Source organism: Aquisalibacillus elongatus, from assembly GCF_003843875.1.
Taxonomy (GTDB): domain Bacteria; phylum Bacillota; class Bacilli; order Bacillales; family Alkalibacillaceae; genus Aquisalibacillus; species Aquisalibacillus elongatus.
Genome location: NZ_RKRF01000007.1, coordinates 155218 through 180922, shown reverse-complemented (window position 1 = coordinate 180922; position 25705 = coordinate 155218). Strand labels below are relative to the sequence as shown.

29 protein-coding genes and 3 other annotated features are annotated in these 25705 nt (G+C 36.6%); of the genes, 3 read left to right on the top strand and 26 right to left on the bottom strand.

What is annotated here, in order from left to right; genetic code table 11:
* Window position 1: 1 nt before the first annotated feature.
* The 3 genes from polX to zapA all read right to left on the bottom strand — a co-directional run bounded on the left by polX (window position 2) and on the right by zapA (window position 2605).
* Window positions 2-1717: a DNA polymerase/3'-5' exonuclease PolX gene (gene polX / locus EDC24_RS01440; RefSeq protein WP_124219087.1), complete on the bottom strand. Its 1716-nt coding sequence runs from the start codon at window positions 1715-1717 to the stop codon at window positions 2-4.
* Between the two features lie 86 nt (window positions 1718-1803).
* Window positions 1804-2331: a CvpA family protein gene (locus tag EDC24_RS01435; protein WP_124219086.1), complete on the bottom strand. Its 528-nt coding sequence runs from the start codon at window positions 2329-2331 to the stop codon at window positions 1804-1806.
* 1 nt (window position 2332) lies between these two features.
* Complete coding sequence (gene zapA / locus EDC24_RS01430) at window positions 2333-2605, bottom strand: cell division protein ZapA (RefSeq protein ID WP_124219085.1); 273 nt, start codon at window positions 2603-2605, stop codon at window positions 2333-2335.
* A gap of 134 nt (window positions 2606-2739) precedes the next feature.
* Here zapA and rnhC point away from each other — a divergent pair, with 134 nt between their 5' ends.
* A complete protein-coding gene (gene rnhC / locus EDC24_RS01425) occupies window positions 2740-3651 on the top strand; it encodes a ribonuclease HIII (protein WP_124219084.1) in 912 nt (303 codons plus the stop codon).
* A 12-nt stretch (window positions 3652-3663) separates the two neighbouring features.
* Window positions 3664-4053 carry a hypothetical protein gene (locus EDC24_RS01420; protein WP_124219083.1) on the top strand — a complete coding sequence of 130 codons (390 nt, stop codon included), beginning with the start codon at window positions 3664-3666 and terminating at the stop codon, window positions 4051-4053.
* 133 nt (window positions 4054-4186) lie between these two features.
* On the opposite strand, the gene pheT is transcribed toward EDC24_RS01420, so the two are convergent.
* From pheT to EDC24_RS01405, 3 genes are all read right to left on the bottom strand, one after another.
* Window positions 4187-6613, bottom strand: coding sequence for a phenylalanine--tRNA ligase subunit beta (gene pheT, locus EDC24_RS01415; RefSeq protein ID WP_124219082.1), 2427 nt, complete (start codon window positions 6611-6613; stop codon window positions 4187-4189).
* A 14-nt stretch (window positions 6614-6627) separates the two neighbouring features.
* Window positions 6628-7662 carry a phenylalanine--tRNA ligase subunit alpha gene (pheS, locus tag EDC24_RS01410; RefSeq protein ID WP_124219081.1) on the bottom strand — a complete coding sequence of 345 codons (1035 nt, stop codon included), beginning with the start codon at window positions 7660-7662 and terminating at the stop codon, window positions 6628-6630.
* Between the two features lie 58 nt (window positions 7663-7720).
* Window positions 7721-7949 (bottom strand) — a binding site (T-box leader).
* Between the two features lie 46 nt (window positions 7950-7995).
* Window positions 7996-8748, bottom strand: coding sequence for a TrmH family RNA methyltransferase (locus EDC24_RS01405; protein ID WP_124219080.1), 753 nt, complete (start codon window positions 8746-8748; stop codon window positions 7996-7998).
* A 92-nt stretch (window positions 8749-8840) separates the two neighbouring features.
* Here EDC24_RS01405 and sspI point away from each other — a divergent pair, with 92 nt between their 5' ends.
* On the top strand, window positions 8841-9053 hold the full coding sequence (sspI, locus tag EDC24_RS01400; RefSeq protein ID WP_124219079.1) for a small acid-soluble spore protein SspI: 213 nt from the start codon (window positions 8841-8843) through the stop codon (window positions 9051-9053).
* A gap of 143 nt (window positions 9054-9196) precedes the next feature.
* Here the strand turns inward: sspI and EDC24_RS01395 are convergent, their stop codons facing one another.
* From EDC24_RS01395 to EDC24_RS01295, 20 genes are all read right to left on the bottom strand, one after another.
* A complete protein-coding gene (locus EDC24_RS01395; protein WP_124219078.1) occupies window positions 9197-10282 on the bottom strand; it encodes a M42 family metallopeptidase in 1086 nt (361 codons plus the stop codon).
* A gap of 74 nt (window positions 10283-10356) precedes the next feature.
* Window positions 10357-10845: a dUTP diphosphatase gene (locus tag EDC24_RS01390; RefSeq protein ID WP_124219077.1), complete on the bottom strand. Its 489-nt coding sequence runs from the start codon at window positions 10843-10845 to the stop codon at window positions 10357-10359.
* Between the two features lie 69 nt (window positions 10846-10914).
* Window positions 10915-12177: an MFS transporter gene (locus EDC24_RS01385; protein WP_124219076.1), complete on the bottom strand. Its 1263-nt coding sequence runs from the start codon at window positions 12175-12177 to the stop codon at window positions 10915-10917.
* 108 nt (window positions 12178-12285) lie between these two features.
* Window positions 12286-12864, bottom strand: coding sequence for a TVP38/TMEM64 family protein (locus EDC24_RS01380; protein WP_124219075.1), 579 nt, complete (start codon window positions 12862-12864; stop codon window positions 12286-12288).
* Window positions 12865-12919: 55 nt separating this feature from the next.
* Complete coding sequence (locus EDC24_RS01375) at window positions 12920-13177, bottom strand: DUF1294 domain-containing protein (RefSeq protein ID WP_124219074.1); 258 nt, start codon at window positions 13175-13177, stop codon at window positions 12920-12922.
* A gap of 65 nt (window positions 13178-13242) precedes the next feature.
* On the bottom strand, window positions 13243-13599 hold the full coding sequence (gene rplT / locus EDC24_RS01370; protein WP_124219073.1) for a 50S ribosomal protein L20: 357 nt from the start codon (window positions 13597-13599) through the stop codon (window positions 13243-13245).
* Window positions 13600-13632: 33 nt separating this feature from the next.
* Window positions 13633-13830, bottom strand: coding sequence for a 50S ribosomal protein L35 (gene rpmI, locus EDC24_RS01365; RefSeq protein WP_124219072.1), 198 nt, complete (start codon window positions 13828-13830; stop codon window positions 13633-13635).
* A gap of 31 nt (window positions 13831-13861) precedes the next feature.
* Window positions 13862-14365 (bottom strand): translation initiation factor IF-3, encoded by a 504-nt coding sequence (infC, locus tag EDC24_RS01360; protein ID WP_124219071.1) that lies wholly within the window; start codon window positions 14363-14365, stop codon window positions 13862-13864.
* Between the two features lie 120 nt (window positions 14366-14485).
* Window positions 14486-14634: a sequence feature (ribosomal protein L20 leader region), on the bottom strand.
* Between the two features lie 109 nt (window positions 14635-14743).
* Window positions 14744-16684, bottom strand: a complete 1941-nt coding sequence (gene thrS, locus EDC24_RS01355; RefSeq protein WP_124219070.1) for a threonine--tRNA ligase — start codon at window positions 16682-16684, stop codon at window positions 14744-14746.
* A 229-nt stretch (window positions 16685-16913) separates the two neighbouring features.
* Window positions 16914-17134 (bottom strand) — a binding site (T-box leader).
* Window positions 17135-17184: 50 nt separating this feature from the next.
* Window positions 17185-17994, bottom strand: a complete 810-nt coding sequence (ytxC, locus tag EDC24_RS01350) for a sporulation protein YtxC (protein ID WP_124219069.1) — start codon at window positions 17992-17994, stop codon at window positions 17185-17187.
* A gap of 235 nt (window positions 17995-18229) precedes the next feature.
* A complete protein-coding gene (locus EDC24_RS01345; protein ID WP_124219068.1) occupies window positions 18230-18664 on the bottom strand; it encodes a hypothetical protein in 435 nt (144 codons plus the stop codon).
* A gap of 327 nt (window positions 18665-18991) precedes the next feature.
* Window positions 18992-19432: an NUDIX hydrolase gene (locus EDC24_RS01335; RefSeq protein ID WP_124219066.1), complete on the bottom strand. Its 441-nt coding sequence runs from the start codon at window positions 19430-19432 to the stop codon at window positions 18992-18994.
* 12 nt (window positions 19433-19444) lie between these two features.
* Window positions 19445-19780, bottom strand: a complete 336-nt coding sequence (locus EDC24_RS15290; protein WP_245997938.1) for a hypothetical protein — start codon at window positions 19778-19780, stop codon at window positions 19445-19447.
* Between the two features lie 126 nt (window positions 19781-19906).
* Window positions 19907-20491: a hypothetical protein gene (locus EDC24_RS01325; RefSeq protein ID WP_124219065.1), complete on the bottom strand. Its 585-nt coding sequence runs from the start codon at window positions 20489-20491 to the stop codon at window positions 19907-19909.
* A 129-nt stretch (window positions 20492-20620) separates the two neighbouring features.
* Entirely contained in the window at window positions 20621-21178 is a 558-nt protein-coding gene (locus tag EDC24_RS01320; RefSeq protein WP_124219064.1) for a hypothetical protein, read from the bottom strand.
* A gap of 41 nt (window positions 21179-21219) precedes the next feature.
* Window positions 21220-21876: an HAD family hydrolase gene (locus EDC24_RS01315; RefSeq protein ID WP_124220345.1), complete on the bottom strand. Its 657-nt coding sequence runs from the start codon at window positions 21874-21876 to the stop codon at window positions 21220-21222.
* Window positions 21877-22093: 217 nt separating this feature from the next.
* Entirely contained in the window at window positions 22094-22495 is a 402-nt protein-coding gene (locus EDC24_RS01310) for a hypothetical protein (protein ID WP_124219063.1), read from the bottom strand.
* A gap of 341 nt (window positions 22496-22836) precedes the next feature.
* Window positions 22837-23049, bottom strand: a complete 213-nt coding sequence (locus EDC24_RS01305) for a hypothetical protein (RefSeq protein ID WP_124219062.1) — start codon at window positions 23047-23049, stop codon at window positions 22837-22839.
* A gap of 300 nt (window positions 23050-23349) precedes the next feature.
* Window positions 23350-24282, bottom strand: a complete 933-nt coding sequence (dnaI, locus tag EDC24_RS01300) for a primosomal protein DnaI (RefSeq protein WP_124219061.1) — start codon at window positions 24280-24282, stop codon at window positions 23350-23352.
* Window positions 24283-24294: 12 nt separating this feature from the next.
* Window positions 24295-25686, bottom strand: coding sequence for a replication initiation and membrane attachment family protein (locus EDC24_RS01295; protein WP_124219060.1), 1392 nt, complete (start codon window positions 25684-25686; stop codon window positions 24295-24297).
* Window positions 25687-25705 lie beyond the last annotated feature (19 nt).

Here is a 25705-nt window from a genome sequence, read left to right as displayed (position 1 = left end):
ATTAATCACCTTTTTTCTGCTTTAAAAACCTAAGCAATTCATCGATGCTCCAGGTGTTTACAACACTTTCTTTGCGGATGAACCCTTTCTTAGCTGCCTGTACACCGACTTTCATATCGTCCAGCATAGTAAAGTTATGCGCATCCGTATTAATCGCAATTTTAGCACCACGACTTTGTGCTTCTTTCAGCCAATGCCATGATAAATCCAGTCGATTAGGGTTCGCATTTAGCTCAATAATTGTGTTGGTTTTGACAGCCAGATCGATGAACTCCTCATAGTTTATCGGATATCCCTCACGTTTTCCAATCAATCGACCTGTCGGGTGAGCGATCATATCAACGTATGGGCACTCAAGTGCATTTTTTAATCGACTCATAATTTGTTCTTCCGATTGACTAAAACTTGAATGAATCGAGGCAATGACAAAATCCATATCTTTCAAAAAGTCATCTTCGAAATCCAATTGACCATTTGGTAAGATATCCATTTCAATACCTGATAGCACCGTTATGTCAGGATATTTTTCATTCCACTTTTTAATATGCTCTCGTTGTTCAAGAAGACGTTTTTCATTTAAACCATTAGCCACTCTTAAAAACTTCGAATGGTCGGTAATGGCGATGAATTGATAGCCTTTATCCTGTGCTTTTTCAATCATTTCATCAATCGATTGCGCGCCATCACTCCAGGTCGTATGCATGTGCAAGTCGCCTTTAATATGGCTTAAGTCTACTAGTTCCGGCAGTTTTTCGATGGATACTTCTTCACCAGACTCTCTAACCTCAGGTGGTAGATAAGGTAAGTCTAAGAAATTAAAAAATTCTTCCTCTGTTTTAAACGTATAAACGTTTTCCGAATCATTATCATGAATGCCGTACTCACTAATTTTGTAGCCTTTTTCTTTAGCTAAACGTCTCATTTCTACATTATGGTCTTTCGAACCAGTGAAATGATGTAACGTCGTGACAAAATGTTCAGGCTCAATCAAGCGAAAGTCAACGGATAGATCCCAATCACCGGAGACAACAACTGTCACTTTAGTTGTCCCTTTTGAGACAACTTCCTTAACAGACTCTAACGATACTAACTGTTCTGCTACTTCTTCTGGTTGTGTCGTCGCTATGATAAAATCTAAGTCCTTAACCGTTTCACTTAAACGACGAAGGCTTCCTGCTACCGAGAAATCCAGAATTTCTGGAATGGTTCTAAGACGAGCTTCAATGTCATTTTTTATTGGAATGACATAAGAAAGCGGCAGTCTTTCTGGTCTTGTATAAGCATCATCTAACGCTTTTAAGATCTTTTCGACTGACTTTTTACCAAAACCACTTAAGGCTGCCACTTCTCCATTTTCACAAGCCTTACGCAACGTTGCCTCGTCAATCACACCTAATTCCTGATAAAGTCTAGATAACTTCTTACCACCTAATCCTTGAATTTTAAGTAATGGAATAAGGCCTTTAGGAACTTCTTCGGCTAAAGTGTTTAAAACCTCTGTCTCACCGTGTTCTATAAATTCTTCAATCACAGCCTTCGTACCTTTGCCAATTCCACTTAAGGCACCAACGTCATCTATTTCGTTTAATGAACGGTCATCTCGCTCAAGTGCTTGAGCCGCCTTTCGATAAGCTGAGGTTTTAAAGGCATTCTCACCTTTTAGTTCTAGATATGTGGCAATGGTTTCTAAATGTTTAATCACTTGTTTTTTATCCATAATTTAAACCACCTTTTTGATTACTAAACGCTAAAGTATTAATCAAAAGAAAGAGGTTGACTCCTACGAGTTAACCCCTTCGTCGATTAATTTAAATTTGTAAACCATTTTTCTTTCAATTGTTCAGAGAAAACAGGTGTTTTTTCGATGATAAAGCCTGCTAATGAGGATTGATCCAATAACCCCTGTACTAACTCAACTGGAATTAAAGAAGCAAAGAATAAAATAACGAATAAAATAACATACATTTCAATAAAACCTAATATACCACCTAAAAGGTTATTGACACTATGTAAGATTGGTAAATGCGCTACAAAATCTAGTAGATTCGCAACTATTTGCATAATAATTTTAACGACGAAAAATATTGCAAAGAACGCGATCCCATGATAAAAAGCGCCTTCTAAATTAACCGAATCCCAAAAATGTTGATCCGTCATATCCGGAAACGGAATCCACAGCTCTAGATTAGCTGCTAGATCATTGAAATAAACTAAAGCTATAATAAATGCGATTAAAAAGCCAGTAATATGTAATACTTGTAATATGAATCCTCTTTTTAATCCAATCAAAAATCCTAATATGAGTAGTACGAAAAGTATTAAGGTAACCATTTTATCTTCTGTTTTTCTTCCTTTCTTTCTGTTCTTTCTGCAGTAGAGCGTTGTGTTCTTCTTTTAATTTCAAGTAATCGCTCATCGTATTTAAGGCTGTTAGAACAGCGGTTTGTGATGTATCTAAAGAAGGCTTAGCATAGCGGATTTCATCCATTTTTTGATCCACTAAACTAGCGACCATTTTAATATGTTCAGCAGATTCTTCACCAACGACGGTGAACTTCCGATTATTAATTTCGACTGTGATTCTATTTTTATCTGACTCTGACATCACGAGTCCTCCTCAAATACATTTCTATTCCATATAGTAACACGATTTTACATCAATAGGGAAGTAGAATAAGACGGATTCATAGTTTTCATAACCATGATATAATAAGTTTATCATAATAAAAGGAGTTCGTTATGGGACAAAGTGTTATCAAATTAGACCCACTCGCATTAAAAAAACTTGTAAATTATTATACGCCTAATCGGCTTTCTAAAAAACCCCCTTATGCAGTAATCGCTGCTAAAGCAAACGGTTGTACCATCACCGCTTACGAATCTGGAAAAGTCATGTTCCAAGGTGACAACCATGAAGAGGAATCTTCTAAATGGGGCTCGCAATTTGAAACAAAAACAAACAAAACTAAAACAAAAAGTGCCATACCGAAATGGATTAACCAAGATCATATCGGAACAGACGAAGCAGGTACGGGCGATTATTTTGGACCAATAACCGTTGCTGCCGTCTATGCGACTGAGAAGCAACAAGCTTTATTACGTGAATTAGGAGTCAAAGACTCGAAAACCATGAAAGACCCAACTATCCAAAAGATCGTGAAAGACATTTTAAAAACCGATATCGTATACAGCTCATTAACGCTTAAAAACGAAAAGTATAATCAATTACAAAAGCGCGGTTGGTCACAAGGCCGCATAAAAGCCTGGATGCACCATCACGCGATTAAAAATGTTTTGGGTAAATTAGATGATTCGGTAGACCCGAGCGGAATTTTAATCGACCAATTTTGTGAACCCGATGTGTTCCACCGCCATGTAAAAGCAACTGGGGCCGAATCACATGATGGACTAACGTTTATGACTAAAGCCGAAAGCTACTCAACTCCCGTTGCAGCTGCTTCTATGATTGCACGTTACAGATACGTATACGAAATGAATCAAATGTCTAAGGAAGTTGGTTTTGACTTACAAAAAGGCGCATCCAAAATCGTCGATCAACAAGCTAAACGAATTATCAAATCTCATGGGGAAGACTACCTTAACCAAATCGCAAAAGTGCATTTTGCGAATACGAAAAAGGCTAAGCAATGATGGGGGGAGATTATGAAAAACAGACTATTATTCTTCGTTATAATAATTCTGTTAGTTGGTTGTAACGATCAATCAAATAATCAACCTGATTTAGAAATAAGTAAGAATCTTGATGCAGAAGATATATTAGAAAATAACCCAGATGCGGATATTCTGATGGTTGATGATATCATCTACAAAAATGCCAAGAATATAAATTGGGTCCAAGAAAAGAACTATACTTTAGGAGAGAAAATAGGAGTAGTTGAAAAAGTAACAGACAGTCATAGCCAATTCGATAACTTCTCAGCAACTAAACTCCCAAAAGGTGCTGAAATTTATGAACCAAAAGAAAAAGGCGATATCTATATCGTAGTAGTTGATGAAAAAGAAATAAGGTATTTAGGGCTCCGTGAAGGCTAAATCACGGAGCTTTTTATAATTTTTCTAGTATTTTATATAAATCTCTAGTAACGGATTAGATTTTCTAGTAACAACATAAAATTTATAAAAAAATATATGCGCTCCAGTTTTCTTGACTGGAGCTCATTTGACTTTATCCGCGTAATACGGCTTGATATTCTGTTTCAAGATGTTGAACAATCGCTTGTCTGGTTTCTTCGATTTCTTCGTCTTTAAGTGTACGTTCATCGTTTTGGAAAATAAGGTTAAAAGCGATCGATTTCTTGCCTTCTTCCATATGCTCACCTTGGTAAACGTCAAATACTTTCACTGACTCTAAATGAGGTTGACCTTGCTCATAAATCGCTTGCTCGAGTTGTTTAGCTGGTAGCTCACGATCCACAACGAAGGCTAAGTCTTGAGCAATCGTTGGATACTTCGTGATTGCACGGTAATCTTCGCCGTCATCTGTCTCATCTAATACACGGTCTAAGTCAACATCAAATACAAACGTCTCTTGAAGATCAAACTCGCGTTGGACGATTGGGTGAATCTGACCTACATAACCCATTGTTTCACCATTAAGCTTCATGACCGCTGTCTGACCAGGGTGCATGTCTTCAAGTTCCGCTTTTTCAAATTCGACTTGACCGTCTAAGAAGTGGTTGAACAGTCCTTCTAGAACACCTTTAACCACAAAGAAATCAGCGGGAACTTTAATACCTTGCCATGGGTGGTTTTCCCAATGACCCGTTACAGCAGCCGTTAAGCGTACGTTTTCTTCAGGTTGTTTTCTTGGCTCATGTTGTAAGAAAACTGACCCGATTTCATATAATGCCACGTCGTACTGATTACGTGCGACATTATATTGTAAACTTGATAACAATTCTGGAACAGCACTTAAACGTAGGTGACTGTGTAAGTCTGTCATCGGAAGCGACAAACCAATTGGTGATAAGTTTTGGTTTTGTATTTCTGGACTTACGAATCGAGTTGACCATTCCGCTTTTGTTAAAGAATAAGTAAGTGATTCATTTAACCCAGCGCTTTGAAGATAGTCATTAACTTCTCTGATGAGTTTTTGACGTTTCGTTAATCCGCCTTTATCTCTAACACCAACTGGTAGTGTGTATGGAATGCGGTCATAACCGTATAACCTTGCGATTTCTTCAACCATATCCTCTTTAATCACAATGTCTTGTCGACGTGCAGGTGATTCAACCGTAAACGTCTGACCGTCTAATTCATAATTAAAACGCAGTCGCTTAATAATTTGCTTCATATCGTCAATTGAAATATCAGCGCCGATTCGCGCATTTATTTCATCTTGTGTAAACGAGACGTTTATAGGATCTTTTTCAGTTGAGCCTTCCTCAACAAGATTTCCTAATACTTCGCCGTCAGCCACTTCTGATAACAACTGAGCAGCGCGAGTCGCCGCTTCTTTTACTCGTGTAATATCGATTCCTTTTTCAAATCTCGCACTCGCTTCACTTCTTAGACCATGGTCTTTAGAACCTTGTCTAACCACGCCTGGGCTAAAGTAAGCCGCTTCAAGAAGAATCGTCGTCGTATCCTCTTGAACTTCGGATTCTTCGCCACCCATCACACCTGCAATGGCATGAGGTTCTTCACCATTTGTGATCACTAAATGGTGTGACGACAAAGTACGTTCTTCTCCATCTAATGTTTTGATGGTCTCACCCTCGTTTGCTAAACGTGTAACGACTTCTTTTGAGCCAAAACGATCATAGTCAAACGCGTGTAATGGCTGACCGTATTCCATTAAAATATAGTTCGTGACATCGACAACGTTATTGATTGGACGAATACCCGCACTAATCAGGCGATTTTGCAGCCATAATGGAGACTGACGAATAGTTAAGTCTTTTAAGATCCAAGCGCCGTAATAAGGATTCGCTTCTTCATCATCAATTTTGACCGATATATAGTCACTAGATGAACCTGAAGAAATATCGACTTCTGGTTGAGGCAGATGAATGTCTTTGTCGTACATCGCCGCAACATCATATGCAACCCCAATTAAACTTAAACAATCGGAACGGTTAGCTGTTAGTTCAATCTCAATCACTTCATCATCTAAATTAAGAAGGGGACAAGCCGCTTCACCGACAGTTACGTCTTCATCAAATACATAAATGCCGTCTTTAAATTGCTCTGGAACATATTTTTCATCATAGCCAAGCTCTTGAAGTGAACAGATCATGCCGTTCGACGTCTCACCACGAAGCTTCGCTTTCTTAATTCTGAATCCGCCTGGTAATACAGCCCCTGGTTTCGCGACCACAACGTACTGACCTTGTGCCACATTAGGCGCTCCGCAAACAATTTGTAAAAGCTCGTCTTCTCCGACATTCACTTGACATAGGTTTAATTTATCAGCATTTGGATGCTGTTCACACTGTTCAACATAGCCAACAACAACATTTTCATCATCTAAAGCAGGCCCAGTAACCTCTTCTACTTCTAAGCCGCTTTTCGTCATTTTTTCAGCTAAATCATCTGTACTTATATTTGATAAGTCAACATACTGTTCTAACCATTTTCGTGATACTAACATAACGATCCTCCTCCTTAAACACCGTGGAATTGCTTTAAGAATCTGACATCATTGGTATAGAAATGACGTATATCTTCAATACCGTATTTCAGCATAGCTATACGCTCAGGTCCCATTCCAAAAGCAAATCCAGAGTATTTATTTGAATCAAATCCAGCCATCTCTAGCACATTAGGGTGAACCATACCAGACCCTAAAATTTCGATCCAACCAGAACCTTTACAAACCGAGCATCCTTCACCTTGACAAATTTTACAGGAAATATCCATCTCAGCTGATGGTTCTGTAAAAGGGAAGAAACTTGGTCGAAGACGAATGTTACGCTCTTCACCAAACATATGCTTCGCAAATGTATTTAACGTCCCTTTCAGGTCACTCATGCGAATTTTTTCATCCACATAAAGTCCCTCAATTTGTGTGAACTGGTGTGAATGTGTCGCATCATCTGTATCACGGCGATAAACTTTACCAGGGCAAATAATTTTAACTGGTCCTCGGCCTTCATGTTGACGAAGTGTGCGAGCCTGCACTGGAGAAGTTTGTGTTCTCATAAGTAAATCTTCAGAGATAAAAAATGAATCTTGCATATCTCGTGCCGGATGATTTTTCGGTAAATTCAACGATTCAAAGTTATAGAAGTCTGTTTCAACTTCTGGGCCTTCTGCTACTTCGTATCCCATCGTTGTAAATAAATCTTCTATGTCACGGATGACTTTTCTTAGTAAATGTGGTCCACCTTTTTGAACTGGGCGTCCAGGCAGTGTCACATCGACCGACTCTGCTTTTAGCTGCTTTTCAAGTGCGGCTTGTTCAAGCTTCGACTTTTTGCTTTCTAACGCTTCTGTAATTTCATCGCGAACTTCATTGGCTAACTGTCCAATGACTGGGCGCTCTTCTTTAGAGAGCTTGCCCATTCCTTTTAGTACTTCTGTTATTTGACCTTTTTTACCTAAAAAGTAAACTTTAACATCTTGAAGCTTTTTCTCATCAACGGCTGCTTCAATTTGTTCTAACGCTTCCTGCTTAATTTCCTTCAGGCGCTCCTTCACGATCAATTCCTCCTTATACAATTAACCTTAATATACATAAAAAACTCGTCCCTTTAAACAAAGGGACGAGTTGTATTCCGTGTTACCACCCTAATTGGCAGTCTGAATTAGACTACCCACTTCATTTCGATAACGGACGACATCCGGGTCACCTTTACAACTTGGTCCAGGTGCCAGCTCCTGAGTGAAATTCGGCTTTTCATACGAATAGAATACTTTCAGTCTAAGATATTCTTCCCTGACAATCGCAACTAGAAAAGCTTACTTGGCTCATTCATAGCTTTTAACGTTTTATTGTTCTGTCATGTATTATAGAAAACTTTTATCAATTTATCAAGTTAAATCCTGTAAATGATATAAGGCAATACTTGTTGCCACACCGACATTTAACGATTCACTCTTAGAATGAATGGGAATATAAAGCTTTTCGTCAACAACTGATAAAATATCCTCACTCACACCTTGACCTTCATTCCCGACCACAAGTGCATATTCAGATGATTGAACTTCACGCAGAGGCATTGCATTTCGGTCTAACGCCGTACCATATACCGGGATGGATTGTTGTTTCAAATCGTCAATCCAATCGGTTAATACGCCCCTTACAACTGGCAGGTGAAAAAGTGCCCCTTGTGTTGACCGAATGACTTTATCATTAAACAGATCAACACTTCCAGAGCCAATTACGACCAAATCCACATGAAATGCAAGCGCACTCCGAATCATCGTGCCCACATTACCCGGGTCTTGAACAGCATCGATTAACAATACCTTTTTTAAATGACTCAGTTCAAAATCGTTCTTCTGTTTGACGACTGCCATCACACCTTGTGGCGATTCAGTTTGAGATAAGTCTTTAAACACCTGTTCAGACACACGCTCAACAGGGTAAGATTCCAGATTTTCAGGGAGTGTTTCGTTTTCATTTAAAATCAATGTATCAATGATCCACTCACTTTTACTAACTTCATGAATCAAATGCCAACCTTCGATTAAAAATAAACCTGATTGATCTCGATATTTTTTACGATGGAGTTTTTTCCATTCTTTAACCTGCTTATTTTGTTTGGATTCGATCATGCTCATACTCCTCGTGTTCAATTTGATACTATCATACATAGTTTGGCATCAATTGGTCAAACTACAAAAAAATCAACTATTAATGAGGTGACTAGTTCATGGACCTAAATTTACGCAAAGCCATAAGAAGCAATATCGCAGGCAATAATGAAGAAGAACTGGAAGCAACGATTTTAGATGCAATTGAAAGTGGAGAAGAAAAAATGCTCCCTGGTCTTGGCGTCTTGTTTGAAATGATTTGGCAAAGTGCAGAAGACACTGAGAAGGAACAAATGCTTAATATTCTTGAGCAAGAAGCACAAAAGTTGTAGAAATATAAATCAAAAAACTCCGAGGCGGCTCGCTCAATCTAAACGAGTACCTTCGGAGTTTTTACTATTAAGCACTAAATTGGATGTATTAAGCAGTAATTAAAATAAGGCTAGAACAGAACTGTTCTAGCCTTAAAAAACTTTTAGCTATATGTTAATTTCTTTACTGTTTCACTGTCTAGTTTCTTGATGACTTTTACTAATAAATCAACTGTGTTTTCAAAGTCATCGCGGTGTAGCATTGCCGCGTGAGAGTGAATGTAGCGTGTTGGAACTGTGATTGATAAGGATGGAACACCGTCTCCTGTTAAATGAATTTTACCAGAATCAGTTCCGCCACCTGCCATCGTCGCATATTGGAATGGAATATCATTTTCCTCAGCTGTACTAACGACTAAGTCGCGTACGCCTTTGTGCGAAACCATTGACGCATCATAAAGGACGATTTGAGGACCTTCACCAATTTTACTGTCAGCATCTTTATCATCCACACCAGGCATGTCACCAGCGATTCCAACGTCAACGCCAAAACCAATATCAGGTTGTACTGCATGCGCTGATGTTCCCGCACCACGAAGTCCGATTTCCTCTTGTACAGTTCCTACGCCATAAACAGTGTTAGGATGCTTTTCATTCTTTAGGCGTTTTAATACTTCGATCGCAATTGCACAACCGATACGGTTATCCCATGCTTTGGCTAATAAAACTTTTTCGTTCTTCATTTGAGTAAATTCAAAATAAGGAACAATGGAGTCGCCTGGGCGAACGCCAAATTCTTCAGCTTCTTCCTTACTTGAAGCACCAATGTCAACGAACATATCTTTAATTTCAACCGGTTTCTTACGTGCTTCTGCTGATAAAATATGAGGTGGTTTTGAGCCAATAACACCAGTAAGATCACCTTCACGCGTCATAATCGTTACGCGCTGAGCTAACATGACTTGGTTCCACCAGCCACCAACAGGCTGGAAGAAAATAAACCCTTTATCATCAATACGAGTGACCATAAAGCCAACTTCATCTAAGTGGCCTGCAACCATTACTTTAGGGCCGTTCTCTTCCCCAGATTTCTTAGCAATTAAACTTCCTAAGTGATCTGTAGTGACTTCATCTGAATGTGAAGCTATGTACTTTTCCATCACTTCACGTGGTTCTTTTTCATGACCTGGAATACCTTTGGCATCGGTAAGGTCTTTTAACATGGTAAGTGTTTCATCTAGCTTAGCCATATAGATCCTCCTAAAACTATAATTAAATTTTCCTTCTTCATTATAAAGGTTTTTCAAACATTTCACAAAATTATTTAATAACCCGTTTGTTGTCGCTCATGATTCACTTTATTTTTATCCAAATAAGCCTTAAATATATCTTTCTCTTTAAAATTCAATAATTGTCCCAACTTCATATAAGATTTAAACAACTGTTGATAGTGAATATTAGTTGGATTTTGCTTAAAGCGATTAATCCGATCATAGACTTGATGGAACTGGTCAGTTTGATTTAAACCAGAATTCTCATCGGTTTCTCCATTAAATCGATAGCCATAATCAAGCCCTAGCGATAATAAAAAATGAATACCATCGACAAACTCTTCTAAGATGACCGAAGACTCACTAGGCCCTTTATGACTCCAATATTTAAAGCATCTCGTTTCATTCGCAAGCTCACCGATCTCAACGAGTAATGCTAAAATTTTGTCATCTAAAACACTTTCTCTTGTTAACGAATGCGTTTCTAAAATGCCTTCATCTAACTGACGTTGCAACCCATATAACTCGTCCCAATTTTCCATAGTAAGCTCCCTTACAATTAAAATTTTATATTAGTTTAACATATCTTTTATTGATTATTTAAGCCTCTATTATGCAGTTGTTTCCTCTTCCTTATTTATATCGTCTGGCTTGATGTCACTTAATTTCCCGCTAATGTTTCTAAACTTTAGAAGTAAGATCCCAGGAATTAAGAGCACCAATGCGCCAATAAATAGAGCTAATTGAGATGAAAAGAACTCAGGTATGGTACCGGCAAGGAACGTCCCTAATGTCGAACAAACGGCTCCCACCACATAAATTGCACTCCGGATTCTTGATAGTAATTCATCTGGAGTAACTCCTTGGTGCACTGCACCTTGTACAATAAAAGCCATTGACAATGCGCCATCAAAAATCATCATGCCTAAACATAAGAGTATAAAATTCCCTGAGAATGTGAGTATTAAAACACCGACAGAAGATATCAATAAAAGTATACTTAAGAAATATAGCCAATTGATTTCTTTGAACCACTTCATGATTAATATACCAATAATATTTCCAACGCCTGCAAAAGATAACAATATACCAATTAATTCTTCAGAAAGACCTAAATGGATCTCAGCATGAAATATTACGGATAGCACTATGTAAACAGTTGAGAAAGCTAAACAACTCATCACGATAATATTTACGATTTGTTTTAGATTGGATACCAGATAGATGAGTCCTTCTTTTGTTTGTTCAATGAACACTTTACCATTGGCATTTGTTGATGGGTTATCGCCACCTTGCTTTTCTTCACGATGTGCGACAGAAGCAATAAATATCATTGAACCTATGGCCAAAAATCCGCAAACTAGTAATGTGAAGCTTGACCCTGTTTGAGCTAAGATAAAACCACCTAATGCTGGCCCAATTAAGGTGCTAATAGCATCAGCAGCTTCAAGACTAGTATGAGCCTCTAAAAGTCGATCGCGCCCAGCTATATTAGGGATCATAGCTGAGAAAGCTGTACGGCTAATGAGTGCTACAATTCCCATAATAAATAACAGCAATGCAATATAGATTGAACTATATTGACCTTGAAATATTAGAAACGAGAGAATGAATATACAAATAGCATAAATAAAATGACAAACTGTAGCTATTCTTACTTTGTTTCGCTGTTCGACCCATGTTCCAATTGGGATTGAAAATAAGATCGTACCTAATTGTTGGCTCAACAAAACCAAACTCGTTATGATGGGAGATTGCGTTAGACCCAATACTATTAGTGGAATAACTAATTCTTTAAAACGCCCGTTTAGAATCGAGGTAAAATTAGAAAACCACATAAAAGTAAAGTTCTTGTTTAGAAATATTTGCTTCATCTTTAATACTTCCTTAATAGCTAATAGTATGATTTTTACGAAAATTAAAGTTGTTTATTAATTCAAATGCTATAGTAATGAATTGTTTTTTTCAATATTAAAAGTGAATCACTTCTGAAGGCCTGGTGTAAAAAAATCTTCCCATTTCATAACGATTTCTTTTTTTCTTAACATATAAAATATAACTAAGATAGAGGTTAGCAATACGAGCACATGGTGTATGTGAAGCGCTTGAAACCACTGACCGAACGATGTATATAAAACCGCCAAGGGTACATTAGACAAAATGGATAACTTCGCATACTCCTTGAAATTACGTGTCATCTCGATTAGGCAGATCGAAACTAAATGAAAGTGAATAAATGGTGTGACACGCAGTAATAACACTTGCGGGAACGATAATTGTTGGTGTCTACCAAACATCTTCTCACGTAACCGGTGGAATCGTTCAAATAAGGCTGGTGTTAAGCGAATTAAGAAATAAAAGATAAGGCTTGATAATGTTACACCAATTAAGGAATAAATTGCTCCGTAGGTTAGGCCAAATATTAATCCGCCGGTAATACATATAAAGGCAACAGGTACGAATAAGAAAGGACGAATTAAGTGAAAAAATATAAACAACATAGGTGCAGCATAGTGATAAGACGACAATGTATCTTGAACCCATGTCATTACATTCTCCATAGCAATCTCCCTTTTTAACCTTTTTACATATAACTATATGACATAAGACGAGCCATTATGACACGTATATAAACCCTAGCACGACTAACAGTGTCAAAATAGGTAGTCCAAAACGAAAGGATGTATGCTTTGTTTTATGTCTAAATAAGCTCATCCCAAGCCACATTCCTGGTGCACCACCAAGGATTGCAACCGTCCACAAAGAGGCTTCAGAGATTCTCCATCTTCCCATTTTCGCCCTACGTTTATCAACGCCCATCATGATTAAACCGATAACGCTCATGATTAAAATCCCATAAAACAATGGCGACATAGTTGTTCCTCCTCCATATAAAACAAACCCTGAAAGTCTAAACTTTCAGGGTTTATAATCCGACCTTATTTTAAAGCTGATTTTGCTTGATCTGCTAACTCAGCAAAAGCTTTTTCATCACTTACAGCTAAATCAGCTAGCATTTTACGGTTAATGTCAACGCCTGCAAGCTTTAGGCCATGCATTAAACGGCTGTATGAAATGTCGTTCATACGAGCTGCTGCGTTAATACGTGCGATCCATAGCTTACGGAAGTTACGTTTTTTCTGACGACGGTCACGGTAAGCATACTGACCCGACTTCATCACTTGTTGTTTAGCTGTTTTAAATAACGTTCTTTTCGAACCATAATATCCTTTTGCTAGTTTTAAAACGCGTTTACGTCTTTTACGCGTAACTGTTCCACCTTTTACACGTGGCATTGTAATCCCTCCTAGATCTTTCTGTTATATGACTTATTTATAAGGCATTAATTGATTTAGACGTTCTTCGTCTGATTTATGAACCATTGCACTCTTTCTTAGTTTACGTTTTTGCTTTGTTGATTTGTTAGCAAATAAGTGACTAGTGAATGCGTGTGAACGCTTAAAACGTCCAGTTCCTGTTTTCTTAAAACGTTTTTGAGCGCCTTTATGAGTCTTCATTTTTGGCATAATTAAGTCCTCCTTCTAAAGTTTGAACCCCTTACTTCTCAGCTTTAGGAGCAAGCATCATGAACATGTTACGGCCTTCCATTTTTGGTTTCGTCTCAATCGTCGCGTGCTCTTGGCACTGATCAGCGAAACGCTCTAAAACTTCCTGGCCTAGTTCCTTGTGTGTAATTGCACGACCTCGGAAACGAACACTAACTTTAACTTTATCGCCCTTTTTCAAGAATTTATGAGCGTTACGTAATTTTGTGTTAAAGTCATGTTCTTCGATGGTTGGTGTTAGACGAACCTCTTTGATGTTAATTATTTTCTGATTTTTACGTTGCTCTTTTTCTTTTTTCTGTTGTTCGAAGCGATATTTACCGTAGTCCATAATACGACAAACGGGCGGTTTAGCGTTCGGAGCAACCAACACTAAATCAAGATTTACACGGTCTGCAATATCTAGTGCTTCTTGACGAGATTTAATTCCTAATTGTTCGCCATTCGCGTCAATGAGTCGTACCTCTTTAGCACGAATCCCCTCATTAACATTCATATCTTTGCTAATAGTGAGCCACCTCCACATAATTGTGAGGAAAACATTTGTGTTTTCCACTGTCTTTAACTCTAATAACAAAGTTAAATACATGAATAAGGCATTCTCGACAAGTTTATAACCATAAAAAAAGTGTCGGTACAAGATTGCACCCACACGATTATTTCTCAACGAAACATACTAATTCCGTATGCTAGCTTGAAATATGATGACCTGCCAACTACTCAAAGCGTCGATCAGGTGAGAAGCGGGTGCTTCTACTTGTCTATAAATGACCTTATTTAATTCACTCTCACTAGTATATAGCCCTCGCTTAAGATTGTCAAGAGGACTATAAAGTGAAAAAGCAGTTACGCTTTAAAACGCAACTGCTTTGTATTATAACTTATGCTGACTGATTTCTTCAACCATCGATTGAACAAATTCTTCTATATTAATTGTCTCACTATCTTGTTGACCATACTTACGAGCGTTAACGGCATCGTTATTCATTTCCTGATCCCCTAAAACTAAGGAATAAGGAACTTTTTGAGTTTGAGATTCACGAATTTTATAACCTAATTTCTCATCACGCGTATCTAATTCGACACGAATACCTTCACGGCGTAAGCGATCCTCGACTTGTTTTGCATAATCTAAATGCGCATCTAGTGAAACCGGAATGATTTTTGCTTGAACAGGTGCTAACCATGTCGGGAAGGCACCTTTGTATTCTTCAATTAAGAAAGCTACAAAACGTTCCATCGTTGATACGACTCCACGGTGAATAACGACTGGACGATGTTCTTTACCATCTTCACCAATGTAAGTTAAATCAAAACGTTCAGGTAAGTGGAAGTCCAATTGAACTGTCGAAAGTGTTTCGTCTTTACCTAAAGCTGTTTTGACCTGAACGTCTAATTTCGGACCATAGAATGCCGCTTCTCCGATCGCTTCGACAAACTCAACGTCCATCTCTTCCATCGTTTCTTTTAACAGAGCTTCTGCATTATTCCACATCTCATCATTATCAACATATTTCTCTTTATCTTCTGGGTCACGATAAGATAAGCGGAAGTAGTAATCGTTAATGTCAAAGTCTTTGTAGACGTTTTGAATTAATTCAACAACGCGGATAAACTCATCTTTTAACTGATCAGGACGTGCGAAAATGTGAGCATCATTCAGTGTCATTCCACGAACACGCTGTAAGCCTGCTAAAGCACCTGACATTTCATAACGGTGCATTTGACCAAGCTCAGCAATACGAACCGGTAAATTACGATAACTGTGAAGTTCATTTTTATAAACCATCATGTGGTGCGGACAGTTCATCGGACGAAGAACTAAATTCTCATTATCCATTTCCATTTTAGGGAACATATCATCTTGGTAATGATCCCAGTGACCGCTTGTTTTATATAGCTCTTCACTACCTAAAACTGGAGTATATACGTGGTCATAACCTAGCCTAGTTTCTAAGTCTACAATGTATCTTTCAATAGTACGACGGATTGTTGCACCTTTTGGTAGCCATAATGGTAACCCTTGACCCACTTTTTGAGAAACCGTAAAAATATCAAGTTCTTTCCCTAATTTACGATGGTCTCGCTCTTTGGCCTCTTCAAGTAAGTGTAAATATTCTTCTAACTGGCTTTTCTTCTCAAATGCTGTTCCATAAATGCGCTGAAGCATTTTGTTATCACTGTCACCACGCCAATAAGCACCTGAAATATTTAATAACTTAAAGATTTTAATCTTACCAGTATGTGGCACGTGAACGCCTCGGCATAAATCAAAGAATTCGCCTTGTTCATAAATGCTAATCGGTGCACCTTCTGGAATATCGTCAATTAACTCAAGCTTTAAGTCATCACCAATTTCACGATAACGCTCTTTAGCTTCGTCACGTGATACGTCAACGCGACGAATCTCTAACGCTTCATCTACAATCTTCTTCATTTCTTTCTCAATCTTAGGTAGATCTTCTGGAGTAATCGTCTCTTCCATATCTAAATCGTAATAAAAGCCATTTTCAATGACTGGGCCAACACCTAATTTTACATTTCGGTATAATCGCTTAATCGCCTGAGCCATTAAGTGAGCCGTCGAGTGTCTTAAAACCTCAAGCCCCTCTTCATCACGGTACGTAATAATCTGAACCTCGCCATCTTCAGTTAGAGGCGCGCGCAGATCAACCATTTCTCCATTAAATTTACCTGCAAGCGCCTGTTTTTTCAGACCTGAGCTAATGGATGAGGCAATATCTTCAGTTGTCGTTCCTTTAGGAAACTCCTTCGTATTCCCGTCTGGAAACGTAATTTGAATCATGTCAGACATCGTTAACACTCCTTCTATTGAACTTTATTTTTAAGGGTAGGGGATAGCGTTATATTGTATTGTGACGAGCTGAAGGTGACGACGCCTGTGGGAACAGCACGAACCGAAAATCACGCAAAGCGAAACGGCAGTGAGCTTTGGGAAGTTGAGGTCGTGCCCACGGCAAGCGTTCACCGCAAGCGAAGTCACAAAAGACAATTAACGGAAATAAAAAACACCCGTCCCTAATAAAAGGGACGAGTGTTATACCCGTGGTTCCACCCTGATTCTGCTTAAAAGCAGCACTTCAGACATCGTTAACGCCGATGATACGTTAATCGCTAACTTATAAAGCTTCACGATTAATGCTCTGAGGTGGTAAACAAATAGCCTAACCCGAAAGCTCTCAGCCACGGCTTTCCTCTCTGTAAAGCAGAACCCATTTGTTCGCGTCCTCTTCCTAGCACGTCTAAATATGATTATGTAGGTATTATAACGATGTCTGACATTGAAATCAAGTTTTATTCAACCAATTTAAACGGAAATTGCTCCACAGGAAATAATTTAACTCTTTCTTGGAAAATATTCATCATCCAATATAGCGTATGCATATGATCATTCGACGCATAAACGTCAATTTGCTGAGGTGCAATCGAAATTAACGTTGATATTAATTTAGACTGATCATAGTCTTCTAATGTTGTCGTACCAGAAACTTTTCGAAAATGCTTTAAGACTTCCTCTCGAATAGGCTGACCATGCGAGTCATAAAACCTGATGGCTTCCTTAATATTAATGACAACCTTGGGGAGTTTAGGCTTTTTTTTAGATACATACTCACGAATATCATTCATCTTTTCCTGAAAATTTAATTCAAACTGCCACTCTTCAATCCCGTACCCAACAATCTCAATCCAGTTTTCCTCATTTTGAAACAACGTTAAATATAAATGCTTCATATCAATCAGGCCACGCGTTTGATGTGTATACAAATAATAAATCAATCGTTCATATAAAGAAAAAGATAAATCCGTGTGTAACTCTTTCGAAATTGAACTAACAGATAATACAAACGGAATGATTTGTTCAATTTCATCGTCATGATAGTAATACGTGTTCTTAAGTAAGTAACTCGAGATTCTCGGGACGTAATAATTCACGATAAAAGGAAAAATAAAATCGGCTAACCAGGATTGCTTGTCCATATTAGCATGTGATAATCGTACTTCACTCCCCTTAATGTCGCATGTGCCATCAAAGACCTCAGACATGGATGAATAAAATAAATTAGCGTCTTTCTCATCTTGAAACAGAAATAACGTCTCTTTCATGTTTCATCCCTCTTTCCACTTCATTCACAGTAGTACAGTTTATGAGAGAGGAATGTAAAACATGAGAATTTAGGACAAACTTTATTTAAACTTACTTAAAGATCAAGGACTGAAAGGATTCTTAAGCAATAAAGAAGAGGGTGTGTCCTAACGGGTTCTGTTGTGAGGTACAAAATGTTAAAACGCAGTTAATATCACATTGCAATTCATATCAAAAAAGGACCTGTAATTTTTTCTAACTCCCCGCTGCTCCGAAATGAGTTTCTTCACCATTATTAAAAAGTTTAATATAATCATATTTTTTATCTAAGTTCACTTTATAATATAATTCACGTCTTTTAGATTCATCTGAATAATCCAATGTTTTATCACTTTCATAAAATATTTTTAATGTGTCATCGTCTGCTTGAACATCAAAATCAGTAAAGTAAACAGCTTTTTCACCTTGAATAACGTTTCTTTCATTTAAATATAGAAATATAGTATTTTTATCATTATCTTCGAATGAATGTACGCCATTTTCATATTTTAAATTGTGAAAAAATGATTGAACATCCTTATTCAGTTCACCGTCACTCTTCTCTGCGAAAGACAAAGGCTTGGACGAATTCATATTACACCCATATAATAGAACGATGCATAAAAAAGTGATAAAAAATAATTTTTTCATCTTACCCCTCTCCTTCTTATTAAACTCTACCCCCAGCTAATTTAAGATAACTCTTCTGGTTTATTTGGATTATTCTTTTTACGTTCAAAATGATTCCAACTATAATAGATAACCCAAAAGACAATTATTAATAAAAATGAAAAGTACCTGTAATTATTAGGGAGAAAGGTAAATAGTAATAGTGCAATAATTAAAAATGGTAGCATAAGGATCCAATAACGCTTGTTTTTAAAATCTTTAAACACAATAACTCCCCCATATATTGAAGATTATTCTCCTAAATAGGAGCAAATCCTTACTTCAATAACGATTTTTTCTACGAAAAACTTACTGACCTTCAACTAAAACGTTATTGTCAGAAAACAAGCTATCTTTGACCATATTTACTTGTTCTATCATATGGCCAATGTTTCCTTCACCAGCATATAGAGACATATCAAAAAAGTCTTTATTCAAATCGGACCAATACAGATCATTTTCATCTCCAGAAACATTGACATCTCGCTTTAATCTTCCAACGTAAACTTCTACATAACAATCTTGCAGATAATATGTAAAATCCATTAAGTGATGGAGCATAACATCCTCTTCAGAGATACTTGTTTCCTCATTAAGTTCTCTGTAAGCAGATTCTATACCAGATTCCCCAACCTCGATTTTCCCTCCTACTAGATTGCTTAATCCTTTATACGGGTTCTTTAAACGTTTGCACATTAGCAATTGATTCATATCTTTGCTATAAATCATCAAAACATTATATCCTTGCACAAAAAATCCTCCTTAAATTACTACTCCGTTAAATAAATGGTTAATTAAGCTTGCCCAGTTTGATTTATGGTAAGTGTTTGAATTTGAAAATTTGAGATTAATTTGATACTTATTAGTAAAATCTTCTTCACTTAGAACTGACAACTCTTGGCTATTATATTTATAGTTAATGTGTAATATATCGAATCCTTTATTGTAAAATAAGGCTGTTGTAAAGTGTAATAATGGTGCCTGTGTCGTGTAGCCAGCCCCAGGTAAGACAATAGCTAAATTATTCGTTTTTTCTTTTTGCTCTATCATTCTAAATGGGATACTTTTAGAGTTAACAACTTTATAGTTTTCTGCCAAACTTCTCACCCCCTTAGTTTGTATGTTAGTATTCCTTCTTCAACTCTCCCGCCCCGTCAGTTGATCAACGAGCAAAATTTCTACTTCAACTAAAGCTCCTTTAACTGAAGAAGATGATTTTATGTGCTATGCAATTTGTTCTACTCTACACTTTTGGCAAAGTGGATACTCAGATAAAAAAGAAGTCATCCTTTGCTTCATTTCTCCAAATGAAATACCGTAAAAATATAAAGCTGTATTTTCTGGACCTTCCCAATAGCTATAAAAGCGTCCAGAACCATCGAGCACTTCCTCAATTTTTTCAATCACATAATTTATATCACAGTTTTGATACACTTCTTCTGACAATTCTGTACCATTTAAATAAAGTGCTAGACCTTCAAGCGTTCCAACAGATTGTTCGAAACCATCAGCTCTCAGAAAGGAACCCTTAGGCACGCCAATTCTATCAATAATTTGTAGTAGTTTATCAACATTTTCCATACTGTTATCTTTAAGAAGTATTTCTATATCGCAAAACTCTATTTCGCCTGTTGCCTGTTGCATGGTTCCACCGCCGTCTGTGGTTCCGCATTTACAAGACTCTAAAGCTTCGTTAATAGGCTCCTCGAAAAATTCTCCACGGTCAATAGGTAGTAACCGTGCATTAAGTTGCAATGTTAAATGATATGTATTATTTTCCTTTTTTTTGAAAATATCAAACAGTCCCATTATTACCTCCAGATATTTTTTATTAAATTGTATCATTTCTTATTAAACTATCCTGCCCCCATAACTGATCAACACGTAATTTGTTTATTAAACTATTGACCCCAATATTTTAAGAACTTCTTTATTAAATTAATCCTCTTTAAATGTAGAATAAATTAATTTTCCAGATTCAGAAAATCCTCTAATGTTTACAGGCGATACTACTTTTTCTTCTGATTTTACAAAGAAAAAACGAGCTTCTTCTAAATTAAATAATAATGCATCTTCAAAAGTGTTTACCTGTGTTTCCACTTTTATGTCCTTTATATTAGGGTTGATAATTTGCCCAAAGTAATATACTGGTTCTCCCTCTTCTGTACCTGCCGCAACCCAAGTAAATTCACCATCATGTGCAGGTGGATAATAAGTTGAGACTAATGAACTTTCTGCCCCAACATCATCTTTGAATTCCCAAAATCCCATCCAATTTTGCTCTAATCGGGCAACCAAAATTGACTGAGCACTTCTAAAAATAGTTAACCACTCCCCGTCTATTTTTCTCACCATATAGACTTGCTCTGTAGCTGGAGACCAATTTTCTGTAATTTTAAATACATCCTCATTATTAGGGTGTTGATTGTGATTATATATTAGAAACACAGTTAAAATTAATGTAATTATAGCTATACCAGTTAATAATCTTCTCATAATCCTTACCTCTCTGTATTTCAACTAATCTGGCCATCAGTTTATGTAAAATAACTTATCAATCTATCAAAAGAATTAATCTCGTCGTATGGTTTTATATCAGTAGTATTATTGGTGTTATATGGGTTAAACCATATGCCATTTATATTTGCATTTTGACATCCACCAATATCCTTTTCCATGTCATCGCCAACGAATAATGCTTCTTCAGGTTTTACATTAAGCTTGTCTAATGCTAAATCAAATATGTGTTTATCAGGTTTAATTAACCCCACTTCTTCAGAAATAATTATTGTCTCAAAATAGCGATCTAAATTAGTTTTAATTATTTTCGCTCTTTGTCTCTGAGTTGAGCCGTTTGTAATTATTGCAACTTTAACATGCTTCTTTATCGTATTTAGGGTGTTTATAGTCTTTTGATTTATAGAGAAACAATTAGGAAAGTTATTATTCCAAAAATCTTGAATGTCATGGCTTGATAACCTGTATTCTGTTGGAAATTCATCAAAAAATGCTTCAAAAACTTTTGCTTTATCACCATCACCATAAGCTTTCTTATCATATTCTTTGAACTTTTGTAGCATTTCGATTTTTGCAGAACGCTTAATATCCTCGTAACATTTTTCAATAAGTATAAAAAACATATTTTCTACTGCCTGATCCCTATTAAGTAAGGTGTCATCTAAATCAAATAACATAGCTTTATAAATCAAATCATTCCACATCCTTTCTAACTTATAAAAATCTGATTTGTTAGTAGTTCAAAAGCGATTGTTCATTCAATTCACTATTACCCCGCTATATGAAACATCTTTAAACTAAGTGGTTCGAATTATAAACACCTACATCTTTATATTTTTTATATCTGTGCTCAACAATCTTGTTCAACTATTACCCCAGTTACTTAATGAAGGATTAGTCTCTGTTTAACGCTCTTACTAAAAGAGTACCTGATAATATAGTTATAACAACGTTTATTTCTGGTAAACCTAACATTTCAGTATAAAATGGAGTCCCTACACCAAACCACTCAACCCATCTTATAATGGGGATGAATCCAATAATTATTAATAAAACAGCTGGTGCTATCAACCAATTAACACGTATATTACCTATTAAAATATTTCTTAAGTCTTTCCATTCCATTAAAACTCCGAACAAAAATCCCCACAGACTCATTTTGAATCCAACTAGATATGGATTATCTTGCATTTCATTCCCTCTTCCTCTTAATTCCCAAAAAGCACCATTCATAAGATAAAGCAATCCAACCATACCTACAAAAATAAAAGTGTAGTAAATAAACTTTTTATACAACGTATCACCCCTTTACCTAAACTCTTCTTTTCTTTTGTGGTTCAAGGAGCAAAGTCCTTTTTCAACTAACCCCCGGTTACTTGAACAAAGTTATTTAACTGTAAGATATTCATCTTCATAAAAAACATCTGTAAAACGTCGTAATTTTACTTCGTCAACTTCATACTTAGTATCATTGATAATTGCTATGTTTTCTCCCACAAATTCAACTGTTAGGAATTTTTCGTTATTCTCATCAAATAATTCAAATGTTTCACTACTATTTAATTAAGTATAAATAAACACATCAATATGATTGATCGCCTGTTCAACTCATGACTCCAGTTAGTTCAAGAAGATTATTATTGAAGTCCATGTCTTATAATCTGATATCTAATTACCTCGTTTCCGAATGTGAACCATAGTAGTAACAACAGTACAATAATTCCCATCACAAGGCTAAACCACGCAAAGTACCGATTTTCTTTATTAATTATTGGATATAAAGCAATTAACAATGTTCCAAATGCAAGAGTCACAACGATAGAAAGTTGTCCTGTAAGTGTTTCAAACATCTTAATCCCTCCTTAATATAAATCATTTCTTATTAAACTCTTCTTTCTTGTTGCTTAAGTACATTTCTTCACAAACTTTTAATATTCATACCACGATTTTAACATATTTTTCAATTTAATCTGAATTTTGGGATAAAAACATATAAAAATTATAAGGTTCACACTTACCACAATTTTTATTTCAGACCATGTGAATAGCTAACAACAAAATAAAACACGTGAATTCAAATGTGAATTCACGTGTTTTATTTTATATGCCTATGTCTGTGTGCATCTCTGAACGGTAGTCCACTTCTTTTATTAATCCCTATAATTCTGACCAACGACTTCATACGTTTCACTGACTTGTTTAATCCGTTCCATAATACGAGCTGCTTTTAGCTGTTCATGGTCGCCTTTTCCAGACTTCGATAAGATCGATTCGAGTTCATCTGGCGCGTAGTTCGACGTAAAGAATACAGGTAATCGTTCCATCATTCGGTATTGTAAAATCGCACCTAACACTTCGTCTCTAAACCACGCTGAAGAGAACTCGGCGCCAATATCGTCTAAAATCAGGACAGAAGCATTTTTAAACCGGTCAATTTTACCATTAATTGATGAATCATTGATTGAAGCCTTCATTTCACGAACTAATTCAGGCATGTAAATGAAATACGTATCGATTCTTTGGTCGGCTAACGCGTTTGCGAGCGCGGCTAATATATAGGTTTTTCCAACGCCGAATTTTCCATATAAATAGAGTCCTTTTTTCGGAAGTTCTTCATCACTTTGATCAAAAAATTTCTTAACTTGTGAGAAAACATTAATTCGCGCTTCTTCATCCAAATAAATTTTGTCAAATGACGCTTCATGAATTTCTTTTGGCATATGAAGGCTTTGGATGAATTTCTGCTTTTCGACTTCCTCTAAATGCTTCTCTTTTCGCGGACATTCATGATAACTTAATTTAATTAAGCCATTTTCATAGCGTATTTCTGGTGCATAACCTGACACAACGTTACAGCACTTCTCTAAAGATGGGCACTTCTCACATGCTTTTGATTGCACATCGTATTCATATAACTTAATTAATTGTTTTCGAATTTGATCCTCGGTGATCTCAGGATGTTGTTTAAGGAAAGCCTGAACGTCTTTTGAAGAGAGTACATCTTCTTCCATGTTGTTCAATGATTTCTGGAAGCTTTCTTTCCCTTTCATCCATTTGCTTAATGCTGATTGAATCGATTCCATTCATTTTCACCCTTATGACTTCGTTTTTGAATAACTTTTGATGAAGGCTTCTAATTCTTCACGCTTTTTCTGAACGTCTTCATTAGACGTTTGTTTCGGTTGAGCAGCTGAGGCTTTTTTATTTTGTCGCTCTTCTTCAAACCATTTCGGCAATACTTCCTTAGAGCCCTGCTTTTTCTTTTGATTTTGAGATTTTTTCTTCTTCCACGTTTCATACATATGATGCTCACGCTTAGCGATTTGCATCGCTTCTTTCGCATTTGTAATTCCTTCGCGGCTCCAGTGGGCAGCAATGGTTTCTAAATAGTTTTTGGAAAGCTTATTTCCATTACGTTTTAAGACATAATCGACTAACACATTCATAACTGATTGTGTTAAACCATGCTCTTCCATCATGGTTGTAATCATATCAACTTCTTTAACCGACGCTTTACCTGAAGCTGATAGGTCTTCTAATAATTCGCGGTGTGTAATGGTATTAAAATGTTGAATTAACTGCTCTTCTTTAGTTTTGGGTTCAGCTTCTTCTGAAGACTCATTTTTTGTTTGTTCTTCTGAAGGTGCTTGTGCCTGGGTCTGATTATTAGAATAAAGTCTAGGTGGTACACTACCGTGTTTTTTATAAAAAATATCTTTACACATATCCTGAAATTCTTTTCGATCAAAGACTTGGTCTTCATTAACAGCCCATATTATAGCTTTTTCAAGCTCTAAGTCATCGACATCGTAAATTTTAATTAGCTTCTCGATATATTCTATATTGGAATGAGTTAGAACTTGCTTAGGGTTTATACTTTGCTGTTTCAACATTTTATGAAGCCAGTCTAAAGGTAATTTAGTTTTTATGGCTAAAGGTTCTTCCTTAGTCTTCGTTTCTTGTTCTGGATTTGGATTATTTTCTGGATAAATCGTTGTAAAAACATCATCAAATGAGTGCGTCACACTTTGAACATTATTAGGAAGTTGTGCAGGTGTCAGTAACCTTTTTTTCAAACGATAAAACGAATCTCGTCCAATATGATGTTCTAGCAGTACAGATAACATCGGATCTTCAAAAAAACCTTTTGCTGAGAAAGGTTTTTGAAGCATGTAATATAACGTGCGGTAAGTTCCTTCTTCTTTAAAGGAGTGAAGTAATCCGATAGCTTCTAGTTTCTTTCTAGCTTCATAAAACTCATCTAACGTTATATTTAACGTATTCATCATTTGGTGATGGGAGATTGAGGTTTGAGGTTGTTGAAACCTAGATTCCTTCCATAAAGCTTGAAAGACAGCGACACCTTTCATAGATATAAGCGGTTGATACAATAAGGTTAATACAGTCTCAGTATCCTCATAAAAAGGCTCTTGTTGAAATATTTTCATCCGATCATTCGGTAATAGATGACGAATCCGTTCGTTCATGTTTCCACCTCGTTATCCC

Coding starts and splice junctions, on each gene's coding strand:
- polX (WP_124219087.1), bottom strand. CDS start 1,717: ATGGATAAAAAACAAGTGATTAAACATTTAGAAACCATTGCCACATAT.
- EDC24_RS01435 (WP_124219086.1), bottom strand. CDS start 2,331: ATGGTTACCTTAATACTTTTCGTACTACTCATATTAGGATTTTTGATT.
- zapA (WP_124219085.1), bottom strand. CDS start 2,605: ATGTCAGAGTCAGATAAAAATAGAATCACAGTCGAAATTAATAATCGG.
- rnhC (WP_124219084.1), top strand. CDS start 2,740: ATGGGACAAAGTGTTATCAAATTAGACCCACTCGCATTAAAAAAACTT.
- EDC24_RS01420 (WP_124219083.1), top strand. CDS start 3,664: ATGAAAAACAGACTATTATTCTTCGTTATAATAATTCTGTTAGTTGGT.
- pheT (WP_124219082.1), bottom strand. CDS start 6,613: ATGTTAGTATCACGAAAATGGTTAGAACAGTATGTTGACTTATCAAAT.
- EDC24_RS01405 (WP_124219080.1), bottom strand. CDS start 8,748: ATGAGCATGATCGAATCCAAACAAAATAAGCAGGTTAAAGAATGGAAA.
- sspI (WP_124219079.1), top strand. CDS start 8,841: ATGGACCTAAATTTACGCAAAGCCATAAGAAGCAATATCGCAGGCAAT.
- EDC24_RS01395 (WP_124219078.1), bottom strand. CDS start 10,282: ATGGCTAAGCTAGATGAAACACTTACCATGTTAAAAGACCTTACCGAT.
- EDC24_RS01390 (WP_124219077.1), bottom strand. CDS start 10,845: ATGGAAAATTGGGACGAGTTATATGGGTTGCAACGTCAGTTAGATGAA.
- EDC24_RS01385 (WP_124219076.1), bottom strand. CDS start 12,177: ATGAAGCAAATATTTCTAAACAAGAACTTTACTTTTATGTGGTTTTCT.
- EDC24_RS01380 (WP_124219075.1), bottom strand. CDS start 12,864: ATGGAGAATGTAATGACATGGGTTCAAGATACATTGTCGTCTTATCAC.
- EDC24_RS01375 (WP_124219074.1), bottom strand. CDS start 13,177: ATGTCGCCATTGTTTTATGGGATTTTAATCATGAGCGTTATCGGTTTA.
- rplT (WP_124219073.1), bottom strand. CDS start 13,599: ATGCCACGTGTAAAAGGTGGAACAGTTACGCGTAAAAGACGTAAACGC.
- rpmI (WP_124219072.1), bottom strand. CDS start 13,830: ATGCCAAAAATGAAGACTCATAAAGGCGCTCAAAAACGTTTTAAGAAA.
- infC (WP_124219071.1), bottom strand. CDS start 14,365: ATGAATGTTAATGAGGGGATTCGTGCTAAAGAGGTACGACTCATTGAC.
- thrS (WP_124219070.1), bottom strand. CDS start 16,684: ATGTCTGACATGATTCAAATTACGTTTCCAGACGGGAATACGAAGGAG.
- ytxC (WP_124219069.1), bottom strand. CDS start 17,994: ATGAAAGAGACGTTATTTCTGTTTCAAGATGAGAAAGACGCTAATTTA.
- EDC24_RS01345 (WP_124219068.1), bottom strand. CDS start 18,664: ATGAAAAAATTATTTTTTATCACTTTTTTATGCATCGTTCTATTATAT.
- EDC24_RS01325 (WP_124219065.1), bottom strand. CDS start 20,491: ATGGGACTGTTTGATATTTTCAAAAAAAAGGAAAATAATACATATCAT.
- EDC24_RS01320 (WP_124219064.1), bottom strand. CDS start 21,178: ATGAGAAGATTATTAACTGGTATAGCTATAATTACATTAATTTTAACT.
- EDC24_RS01315 (WP_124220345.1), bottom strand. CDS start 21,876: ATGTTATTTGATTTAGATGACACCTTACTTAATAGGGATCAGGCAGTA.
- EDC24_RS01305 (WP_124219062.1), bottom strand. CDS start 23,049: ATGTTTGAAACACTTACAGGACAACTTTCTATCGTTGTGACTCTTGCA.
- dnaI (WP_124219061.1), bottom strand. CDS start 24,282: ATGGAATCGATTCAATCAGCATTAAGCAAATGGATGAAAGGGAAAGAA.
- EDC24_RS01295 (WP_124219060.1), bottom strand. CDS start 25,686: ATGAACGAACGGATTCGTCATCTATTACCGAATGATCGGATGAAAATA.